This window comes from Microbacterium sp. sgz311019, from assembly GCF_056135325.1.
The window spans coordinates 331243-340110 of the sequence record NZ_JBWAXO010000006.1 but is presented as its reverse complement, the minus strand read 5'-3'; the positions used below and the strand labels follow the sequence as shown (position 1 = coordinate 340110).

The window sequence follows — 8868 nt, the reverse complement described above, 5'->3', positions numbered from 1 at the left end:
CCTGCCAGTCACCCTCGGCATCAACGGCTCCATCACGGACCACACCTCGTCAGAGATCTCCTGTCGCGTCACCGCACAAGACTCACCCAGCGGAGAGCGAAATCTCTTGATCAACACGGCCTAGGCCGGTGAACACTCACGGTCCGCGCTGACAGGGAGGGCCATCGAATGCTCACCCATGCACATCGAACCAAAAATCCGGCGTGAGACCGATGCTACGTCGTCAACGCACCCATTCCCGCTCGCGACCGCCGGCATTCGAGCAGTGCCCGAATAGGGATCCGAAGGCCGCAAGCCGCGTCGCGTGTGACGTGATTCGCACCCGACGCCGTCGATGCAGGACGTTCCTGCGAGGTGTGCCTCCTGGGTCATCCCCGTAGGTGTGCCGCCGGCGTTCTGTGCCGGCCTGGCGGGTTGGCCTGCCGAAGGCGATAATCCTGCCGTGGCAGAGATCAAGACTCAGCCGACGACCGCGAACGTCCGGGAGTTCCTCGACGCGGCGACGCCGGCGCGACGGCGAGAGGACGGCCTCGCACTGGCCGAGATCTTCCGTGAGGTCACCGGCACCGAGCCGATCCTCTGGGGTCCGTCGATCGTCGGGTACGGCAGCTACCGGTACGTCTCACCATCAGACCCGAAGCGGCGGGGTGACTGGCCGAAGACAGGATTCTCACCGCGCAGGGCGCAACTCTCGCTCTACGGCTTGAAGGACCTTCCCGACGGCGCGGCGCTGCTTCCGCAGCTGGGGGGATTCACGGAGGGTGCCGGATGCATTTACGTGAAGAAGCTCGACGACATCGACCTCGAAGTCCTGCGACAGCTGATCCGCATCGCCTGGGAACGGGAGGACGATCCAGGCGCCTGACCACGACGAACCCGCAGGGTGCGGGGATGCGCATGACACGAGGCCCGCTCGTGGCCACACGTCGTGTGCCGTGATCTTCGCCGAGACCGCACCCCCAGGTCGCCCGGGCATCCGCGATCACCGCCAGTGCACAGGCACTCCTCGAGGACCGTGCGCGTGGTGCCTCCACCGGGCAATGCCCGCTTATGGATCCTGACCGACGCGCAAGCGAGCGGCTACAGCCCGGACAGGCCGACTTGCGACTCTGGTGCGACCTCAGGGCGCGCAGGTGTCGGCTCAACGGTTGCGGTGTGCGACTCAAGCAGAGCCAGGTCGCGTCGGATCCGCACGGTCAACTGAGCGCGGGCCGCCGAGTTCTCCGCGAGCGGAAGGGACGGAATTACCTCTTCGAGCGCGATCCGGTGCAGGTCAACGAGAGCTTCCACGAGGTGGCCGCGCGTGGGACGCGGGATCTCGAGCACAGACTCGGTGAGCCGTCGGAGCTCGCTAATCCACTCGGCCGAAACTCGCGCTGGCAAGGGGGTGCGATAGGCATCACGCCATTTTGGGGCTGCTTCAGCAACGGCAACGGGAGGGCTGACTGTTCCATCTCTTGCGATGACAGAGACGAGAGTGCCTGCAGGCGCCGAAGTGATGATCTGCTCGACCGTCGAGATCTCGGCATCGTTTTCGGCTCGAAGCGACACTTGAGCAGGTCGAGTGGCAGCAGCGCTCCGCTCCATGCGGGCAGCAGTTGCCAAGAGGCTCTCCGCTCCTGGCAGGGCTAGTGCTATGACACGGTTCTGGAACCCGGCCCTTTCGAAGAGATTCAGAGCGGCGATCGCGTCGTTAACGGTTCGGAACGAGTCCTCGAGAATGATCGATGTCCGACGTTCTCGGGCGTAGGTGAGCGAGGCGCTGATCCAGCTACGTATGACGTCGCGTCCCTGTGATTCATGGAGGAATGGCGTCAGGTCGGCAGCTCGAAGCACGACTGCCCGCCCCGAGAGTTCGTCGAGCAGCCTTCCGACTTCCCGGGATCTGCCGGCGCCGGCCTGACCGACCAGGAGCACAAACTCGGGCCTCTGCTGCTCCTCAGCCACGCCGTCGAACAGGAACGGTCTGATCTCAGTCACGAAGATGTCGTCAGCCATCGCGCTGCTCCTGACGGAGCTGGGCGATGCGAGTCGCGAGACGACGGGTATGCGCATCCACCGCTTTGCGGTCGAAACCGTCGACCGCAAGCGTCTCGCGGCGCACCGCGCCGGCCTCGGCGCGCATCCCCGCGGAGGCGGCCGCATCATCGCGTGCTCGAGCGATGAGCATGGTCTGGAGAATGACGGCGAGGTCGCGCAGCTCCTCATACGCGACGATGTCGTCCGGGCGCCAGGACGTGCGGATCGTCGCATCCCGATCGTCCGTCATTCCTGCCTCCGAGATCACCTCTCGGGCAGTCTATGGCGGTGGTCGCGTTGGGCACCCGCGACGAACCGTGCGGCTAGGAGCGGATCGCGCCTCCTCGGAAGCCCTGTCCTGCTATGGCTGACTGCGCGTCGTCGAGCTTTCTGCCGATGCGCTGAGCATCGGATGCGGCGGCAGTCAGCGCCTCCACGGCTCGGGCGACGGCCTGCACGGGGTCGGATCCATCGCCTTGATACACGTCGTAGTTCGCGAGGGTCGATCCGAGGCCTCGGGCGAGCTGCGACAGCGCCTGCGCGAGTCCGTATCCGGTCGCGACCTTGAGGTCGCCGAGGACTTGATACATCACGGGTGCGGGGATGCCGGCATCCATAACCATCGTCGCGTGGTTGATCACCCGAGCGGTTCGGTCGTCACCTCAGGCCACCGCAGGATGACTGAGCTGCTCGAACGTGGTGTCGTTGGTGATGGGCCGTTCGGCCACCGCCCGGGCACGCACCAGGTACATGCGCAGCAGTTCGCGCCCCAGCGAGCGGGGCAGGTCCTGGATGGGTGTCCCGATTCTCTCGGCAGCGTGCTCGGCGGCGGACCATGCCCAGATCACCTGGTATCGGCTGAGCTCGATGCAGTCCAGTCCGTACGCCGCGTAGATGATGCGTTCGGCGATCGCGGCATATTCGGCGGGAGTGGGCGTCACGTCGATGGTTTCCATGGTTGTTGTCCTTTCCTCCTCGTGCCTTTCGGCAGCTGCCGATTCACGCGGACGCGCGCGGCGGTCCAGGGTGCGGCGCAGCCGCATCGCGTAGCGACGCGTCAGCGCCCTTGACGGCTGGAAGAGGCCGCGTACACTCTCGTCGGCGAAAGATCCCGGGGATGACGCGGCCGGTGGCTACCTCTCGGTGCCGAACTTGGACTCGGGCGACTCGAGGATCTTCAGGTCCCGGATGAAGAGTTGCCGGTCTTGCTCGGGGTCGATGATGAGCAGGCGGATGCGGTCCCGAAATCCCGCCTGGTAACCAGGTGAAAGACTGCGCAACGGGACCATGCACCACTCCACGTCGTCGTCGACCCTGTATCCCGGAAGGTCGCGGGCCTTGTCGGGGTAGTAGGTGAAGGCTGCGTACGCGACACGTGCGATGGTCGCCTCGATCTCGGACCGGTCCAACATCGTGTCCTCCATCTCGCGGTCGAGTCACCTCGCGCGGTAGCCGCGGTGTCTCAATTCTGATTCGGACACCCGCCACGGCTCGACGCCACGCGAGGGGTTGACGCTGCAGGCTCATAGTCCGAGTCCGCCGGTCTCGGGATCCAATGGCACCTGAGTCGGAGCCCATCTGTCGACGACTGCTGCATTGCGGCGGCGTGGTCTGCCGCGCAAACGGTCGTTGATCGCGCGAGCGATGATGTCCATGCGGGCCGCTTCCTGCTCCTCGCGTTCGCGCTCAAGGCGTTCATGTGCTCGCGCTGCGTGGCGCGTCTCCACGCGTTTCCGAAACTCGGGGTCGTCCGCGAGGCGGAACCGAAGGCGGGCGTTCGCGCACTCGGCCTTCCATGCGGCGAGAAGGTCGGGCGGCGTCGGCTCGCCGTGTTCCTGGCGAATCCGGCGGATCTCGGCCGCAGGCCAACTCCGTTGAAAGAACGCGTCCGCATCTTCTTGAGATGCGCGGATGGTCTCGGGCGGGTCTTTATGGATGCGCCGTGCCGGCAGGCCGAGCTCACGGCGTCGCCGTTCCCGGTCGTTCCATCGTTTCGTCGCTTCCTGGTGCCGCTTGTTGTTCTCCGGGTCAGACCGCCATGCCCTGTTGAAGGCAGCCTTCCGTTCCGGGTGCGCTTGCGTGTATCGGCGGTTGTACTCGGCGCGTCGCGCGGGGTCGACGTGGTTGTGTTCGCGCTGCTTGGCGAGGATCGCGTCCCGGTTGCGCTGGTAGTAGTCGCGGTTGATCTGCTTACGTCGTTCTCGGTTGTTGTCCGCCCAGCGGCGGCGGTTCTCGCGCACCCGCTCCGGGTTTGCGGCTGCCCACGCCTGGACCCTCTCGGTTTCCGCGCGGCGCCGTTCGGCGAGCACCTCTCGTCGAACCCGTGCGGTGCGGCGTCCTTCAGCCAGTTCGGCGAGCACATCGCCTCGCGTCGCGTTTGTGTGAGCGATGCGAGCCCGCTCGCAGTCGCGACCAAAAGCGTCGAGAAGGGCCTGCGGCGTGCCGTATTCGTCAAGAAGTCTGCTGAGCCTGTCCGTCGGCCACGAAGCAGCGAAGAACGCGTCCGCCTCGGCGTCGTGCATGACGCGCTCAGCCGTCACCCGGACCAGGGCTGGCGTGTCGAGCTCCCGTTGGAAGAAGGCATCCGCTTGCTGTTGACGGTCGCCGCGCCCGGATGGTCCGTCTTGAGGGTGAGTAGTCATGAGGGGCTGCCGAGCGAATGTGCGTCCCGAAAGCTGGAGCAGCACGTTCGGCAGCCGCGGAGGTGCGCGGGCGACGTTCCGAGACCCGAGGAAGCCGGCATCGGAACGCCGGCCGCGCACACGCTGAGACGTGCCATCCGTCAGCCCTCCTGCCCAGGGCCGGTACCGTGTCGGGCGGTGCCTTCGAGCCACTCGACGACCTCTTCGAGCACATACAGCACCGATTTGCCCGCTTTGCGGTAGCGAGGGCCCGTCCCCTGGTGACGCCACATCGCGAGCTTGGTCATGCTCAGGGTCGGGAATTCGTCCGCAATCTGCTGGGGCGTCCGGTAGCTATGAGCGAGGCGGTTCGCGACGTCGATGTCCATGGTTCCCCTCCAATGCATAACTTCGACGAGCTTTGACATCGGTCTACTCGCTGTGTTTTACTTTGTCAAGCATCAGCAATAGCAGAAGCGTGACGCGGAGAGGCAGACTGAGGAGGTGAAGATCGACGTGCGTACACCCGATGGATCACCGGTGGGATGGCAGGCCGCCACTCACTCTGTCGGCACCGCGTTGCGCATCGTGCCGCAGTACCGGGTCGAGGCCGAAGACGAGCACACAGGACTCGGCCACACGGTCGACGTTGAATATGACCGTGACGAAGGTCGCTTCGTGGTGCGGCAGGTCGCCACGCGATCTCTCGCAGGCGGTGAGATCACGGGCACCGAGCTTCGACGGGTGCGACTCGCCGAGATCGTGCAGGCTGCGGCGCCGCAATGCGTAGCGTTCACCCTCGGAGATGACGAGATGGTCACCGCCGCTGACGTGAGCGCTGCAGAGGGGCGACTTCTCCCCCACTGGTTGGCCGAATCGCTCAACCCCGTGTCCGAGAGCCGCAACATAGCTGAGCCCGCGCGCACGGAGCTTCGCGAAGCGCGGCTGGACGCTGTACAGCTCGTCTACGGCGTGGCTGCGTTGACCGGGCAGCCGCCCGCCAAGGCGATCGAACGCGAACTCGGCGTCGCGCCGCGCACCGCTGCCCACTGGATCCGCCTCGCCCGCACCGCGGGCCGACTGGAGGGCCTGGGGTACGCGGCCGGTCGCCCGCCGCGTGGCTAGCATTCAGGAGTACTCGACCAAAGACGGCAAGCGTTACCTCGTTCGATACAAGAAGCCCAACGGCACGCACGGCAACAAACGGGGCTTCACCCGCAAGGCCGACGCGAAGGAGTTCCTCGCAAGCGTCACGACCCAGATCACCCGGCGGGAGTTCATCGATCCGCGGAGCGGAGACGTTCGCATTGGCGAGCTGGGCGCCGCTTGGATTGAGGACCAGCGCGCCACGCTGAAAGCGTCGACATTCCACTCCGTGGAGTCCGCGTGGCGAACCCATGTTCAACCGCGCTGGTCAGGGATCAAGGTGGCCGATGTGCGCCACAGCGATATCCGTGCTTGGGTCGCCGAACTCTCTTCCAAACGGAGCGCATCCACCGTGCTTCGCGCGCATGGTGTCCTGTCGGGGATCCTCGATGTCGCGGCGCGTGACCGACGCATCGCGGGAAACCCAGCAAGGGGGGTTCCGATGCCTCGCAAGACGCGGAAGCGCCGGTACTACCTCTCTCACGCGCAGGTAGCCGAGCTGGCGCAGGAATCGCGATTCCCTGAGCTCATCTACTTCCTCGCCTACACGGGTCTGCGGTGGGGTGAGGCAACGGCGCTCCGCGTGTTGCACGTCGACCTCAACCGCCAGCGCGTCTTTGTCGAAGAGAATGCGGTACGTGTCTCGGGTCGGCTTGTTGTGGGCACGCCGAAGACACACGTCACCCGGACGGTGCCGATCCCGCCCTTCCTCATGCCCTACTTCGACACCGTCGTATCGCTGCGTGGGCCGGAGGCGCTCGTCTTCGGTGACGGCGCAACGCACCTACTCCTGCCGAATTCGCGAGACGGATGGTTCGCGGCCGCCGTGCGTCGCTGTCAGCGGAAGGACACCCGCTTTCCGCGCATCACGCCGCACGACCTTCGGCACACGACCGCGAGCCTCGCGATCAGCTCGGGCGCGAACGTGAAGGCCGTGCAGCGGATGCTCGGCCATGCGTCCGCGGCGATGACCTTGGACACCTACGCCGACCTCTTCGAGGACGACCTCGATGCTGTCTCGACTGCACTGGAAGTCGCCCGCCGGAACGCGGCTGCGAACCCGGCTCAACCCGTGATTTACCCAAACTTTACCCACGAGGCGTTGGAACGACATGACGAAGGCCCCGCCATCCCTTGAAACGACTGGGATGTCGGGGCCTCGCACGGTGGCGGTGACGGTGGGATTTGAACCCACGGTAGGGGGTTACCCTACACAACTTTTCGAGAGTTGCACCTTCGGCCGCTCGGACACGTCACCGCCGACAAGTGTACGCGACGGCACCGGAACCCGCGAATCGACGCATCACGACACCCGAGCGAGCGCACCGCCGAGGAGCTCCACCACAGCCGAGGGCTCCGGCATTGCGACGGCGAACCAGTAGATCGCGGTGAAACCGGCATCCCTCAGCCTCTCCGTCTCGCGCACGACCTCGTCGACGGTCGACTCCTGCGTGATGTGCGCCATCGCGGTCTTCTCGATCTCGGCCTCGTCGCGGCCGAGATCGTCGCAGTGGCGGCGCAGCACGTCGAGCTTCGCGGCGACGTCCGCCGCGGCGGAGATGTTGCAGGCGTCCGCGTACTGCGCGACGAGGCGCAGCGTCTTGCGCTCCCCTCCCCCGCCGATCATGAGATAGGGATGCGGGCGCGAGATGCTCTGCGGCGAGTTCAGCGTGCGCTCCAGGTGATAGTGGGCGCCGTCGAAGGGCTCCTCCGAGTCGGACCACATCTGCAGGCAGATCCGGATCGTCTCTTCCAACTGCTCGAAGCGCTCCGCGATCGGCGGGAACTCGAAGCCCAGGCCGCGCGACTCCCACTCGTTCCACGCGGCGCCGATGCCGAGCCCCATCCGGCCGCCGGACAGCACGTCGAGCGTCGTCACCGCTTTCGCGAGCAGCGCCGGCTCACGGTAGATGACGCCCGTCACGAGCGTGTGCAGCAGGGCCGTCCGCGTGTGCGCCGCGATGAATCCCAGCGCGGCGTACGCCTCGAGCATCTCGTTGCTCTCGGGTCCGATCATCCGCAACTGCCAGAAGTGATCCATCACGGTGATGCGCTGGATGCCGGCATCCTCCGCATCACGGACGTGCTTCGCGAGTGCCGGGCCGAGCTGTGCCGGTCCGCTGTTCCAGGTGAAATCGGCGATGTGCAGGCCATAGTCCATGTCTGCAGGCTACGGCCCGGAGAGTCAGGCGTCGAGGAAAGGCTGGTGGTGGTAGCCGGTGGGATCGAGCACGGCGACGGTCGACTCCGGCACCTCGAGGAAGATGCCCGGGAGGTCGTTGAGCGGCTCCGACACCACGACCTGGGCGTGATCGCCGAACTGCGACAGCTTCTCGGCATCCGGATACATCGTCCGCAGCGTCGGGATGTCGGCGGAGTGGAAGAGCGTCCGCGAGCGTCCCTGGGAGGAGTAGCGGAACGCCCACAGCGTCTCGCCATCCGAGACGGCGATCGTGCCCTGCATCGGGAACTGGATGCCGGCCCCGTGGCCGGCCTCCTCCACCCGCCTGATCGCGGCGCCCATGGCCGTGATCGGGTCGTCCATGAGGCCGTACGTGAGCGCGAGGTGGAAGAGCACCTCCGTATCGGTCGTGCCCTTGATCTCGGTGTACAGGGCCGGGTCGACCTCGAACGTCAGCTCGCGCTTGATCTTGCCGAACTGCGAGATCGCGCCGTTGTGCATGAAGAGCCAGTTCTCGTGCCGGAACGGGTGGCAGTTCGTCTGCTGGATGGGCGGCGCGGCCGCCGCACGCACATGGGTCAGGAACAGCGGGCTCGTGACGGCGCGGCTGATCTCGAGGAGGTTGGCGTCGTTCCACGCGGGCTCGATGCTCCGGAACACGTGGGGACGCCCCGCATCCACCCCCTCGCCCCTGTGGGCCGGATACCAGCCGAGTCCGAACCCGTCGCCGTTCACGGTCTCCGCGCCGAGCGGCGAATTGAGCGACATCGCGACGATCGAGTGCTGTGTCTCGACGATGAGAGATGAGGGATGCAGCGGCTCCCCCGTGTAGGCCAACCAACGGCACATCGCGTTCCCCTTTGCTCGTGATCCCGGTCCTGCTGATCCCCTCGGCCCCAC

The 8868-nt window shown here is 66.1% G+C and carries 12 protein-coding genes and 1 tRNA gene; 3 read left to right on the top strand and 10 right to left on the bottom strand.

Annotation, left to right across the window (positions count from 1 at the left end; translation table 11 throughout):
• Positions 1–442 precede the first annotated feature (442 nt).
• A complete protein-coding gene (locus AC0NZN_RS12150; protein ID WP_474592557.1) occupies positions 443–865 on the top strand; it encodes a DUF1801 domain-containing protein in 423 nt (140 codons plus the stop codon).
• Between the two features lie 215 nt (positions 866–1080).
• Here AC0NZN_RS12150 and AC0NZN_RS12145 read toward each other — a convergent pair whose 3' ends face one another.
• The 7 genes from AC0NZN_RS12145 to AC0NZN_RS12115 form a co-directional block, all read right to left on the bottom strand.
• Positions 1081–1998, bottom strand: a complete 918-nt coding sequence (locus AC0NZN_RS12145; protein ID WP_474592556.1) for a zeta toxin family protein — start codon at positions 1996–1998, stop codon at positions 1081–1083.
• Positions 1991–2269: a hypothetical protein gene (locus tag AC0NZN_RS12140; protein WP_474592555.1), complete on the bottom strand. Its 279-nt coding sequence runs from the start codon at positions 2267–2269 to the stop codon at positions 1991–1993. The genes AC0NZN_RS12145 and AC0NZN_RS12140 overlap by 8 nt, the downstream gene beginning before the upstream one ends.
• A gap of 73 nt (positions 2270–2342) precedes the next feature.
• Positions 2343–2636, bottom strand: a complete 294-nt coding sequence (locus AC0NZN_RS12135; protein ID WP_474592554.1) for a hypothetical protein — start codon at positions 2634–2636, stop codon at positions 2343–2345.
• A gap of 45 nt (positions 2637–2681) precedes the next feature.
• On the bottom strand, positions 2682–2975 hold the full coding sequence (locus tag AC0NZN_RS12130; RefSeq protein WP_474592553.1) for a hypothetical protein: 294 nt from the start codon (positions 2973–2975) through the stop codon (positions 2682–2684).
• Positions 2976–3152: 177 nt separating this feature from the next.
• The gene (locus AC0NZN_RS12125; protein ID WP_474592552.1) at positions 3153–3431 is read right to left on the bottom strand and encodes a hypothetical protein; all 279 of its coding nucleotides are present in this window, start codon (positions 3429–3431) and stop codon (positions 3153–3155) included.
• A gap of 111 nt (positions 3432–3542) precedes the next feature.
• The gene (locus AC0NZN_RS12120) at positions 3543–4541 is read right to left on the bottom strand and encodes a hypothetical protein (RefSeq protein ID WP_474592551.1); all 999 of its coding nucleotides are present in this window, start codon (positions 4539–4541) and stop codon (positions 3543–3545) included.
• Between the two features lie 260 nt (positions 4542–4801).
• The gene (locus tag AC0NZN_RS12115; RefSeq protein WP_474592550.1) at positions 4802–5029 is read right to left on the bottom strand and encodes a helix-turn-helix transcriptional regulator; all 228 of its coding nucleotides are present in this window, start codon (positions 5027–5029) and stop codon (positions 4802–4804) included.
• Between the two features lie 115 nt (positions 5030–5144).
• Between AC0NZN_RS12115 and AC0NZN_RS12110 the strand changes: the two genes are divergently transcribed.
• Complete coding sequence (locus AC0NZN_RS12110; protein WP_474592549.1) at positions 5145–5765, top strand: hypothetical protein; 621 nt, start codon at positions 5145–5147, stop codon at positions 5763–5765.
• Positions 5758–6924 carry a tyrosine-type recombinase/integrase gene (locus tag AC0NZN_RS12105; protein ID WP_474592548.1) on the top strand — a complete coding sequence of 389 codons (1167 nt, stop codon included), beginning with the start codon at positions 5758–5760 and terminating at the stop codon, positions 6922–6924. Before AC0NZN_RS12110 ends, AC0NZN_RS12105 begins: the two co-directional genes overlap by 8 nt.
• Positions 6925–6953: 29 nt before the next feature.
• On the opposite strand, the gene AC0NZN_RS12100 is transcribed toward AC0NZN_RS12105, so the two are convergent.
• From AC0NZN_RS12100 to AC0NZN_RS12090, 3 genes are all read right to left on the bottom strand, one after another.
• Positions 6954–7044: transfer RNA gene (locus AC0NZN_RS12100), tRNA-Ser, on the bottom strand.
• A gap of 45 nt (positions 7045–7089) precedes the next feature.
• Positions 7090–7947, bottom strand: coding sequence for an LLM class F420-dependent oxidoreductase (locus AC0NZN_RS12095; RefSeq protein WP_474592547.1), 858 nt, complete (start codon positions 7945–7947; stop codon positions 7090–7092).
• 24 nt (positions 7948–7971) lie between these two features.
• The gene (locus AC0NZN_RS12090) at positions 7972–8817 is read right to left on the bottom strand and encodes a class II glutamine amidotransferase (protein WP_474592546.1); all 846 of its coding nucleotides are present in this window, start codon (positions 8815–8817) and stop codon (positions 7972–7974) included.
• Positions 8818–8868: the final 51 nt, after the last annotated feature.

Bases quoted from the DNA above. Each gene is read 5' to 3' on its own strand.
- AC0NZN_RS12135 (WP_474592554.1), bottom strand. From the start codon at position 2,636: ATGGATGCCGGCATCCCCGCACCCGTGATGTATCAAGTCCTCGGCGAC.
- AC0NZN_RS12095 (WP_474592547.1), bottom strand. From the start codon at position 7,947: ATGGACTATGGCCTGCACATCGCCGATTTCACCTGGAACAGCGGACCG.
- AC0NZN_RS12115 (WP_474592550.1), bottom strand. From the start codon at position 5,029: ATGGACATCGACGTCGCGAACCGCCTCGCTCATAGCTACCGGACGCCC.
- AC0NZN_RS12140 (WP_474592555.1), bottom strand. From the start codon at position 2,269: ATGACGGACGATCGGGATGCGACGATCCGCACGTCCTGGCGCCCGGAC.
- AC0NZN_RS12120 (WP_474592551.1), bottom strand. From the start codon at position 4,541: ATGCACGACGCCGAGGCGGACGCGTTCTTCGCTGCTTCGTGGCCGACG.
- AC0NZN_RS12090 (WP_474592546.1), bottom strand. From the start codon at position 8,817: ATGTGCCGTTGGTTGGCCTACACGGGGGAGCCGCTGCATCCCTCATCT.
- AC0NZN_RS12130 (WP_474592553.1), bottom strand. From the start codon at position 2,975: ATGGAAACCATCGACGTGACGCCCACTCCCGCCGAATATGCCGCGATC.
- AC0NZN_RS12145 (WP_474592556.1), bottom strand. From the start codon at position 1,998: ATGGCTGACGACATCTTCGTGACTGAGATCAGACCGTTCCTGTTCGAC.
- AC0NZN_RS12125 (WP_474592552.1), bottom strand. From the start codon at position 3,431: ATGTTGGACCGGTCCGAGATCGAGGCGACCATCGCACGTGTCGCGTAC.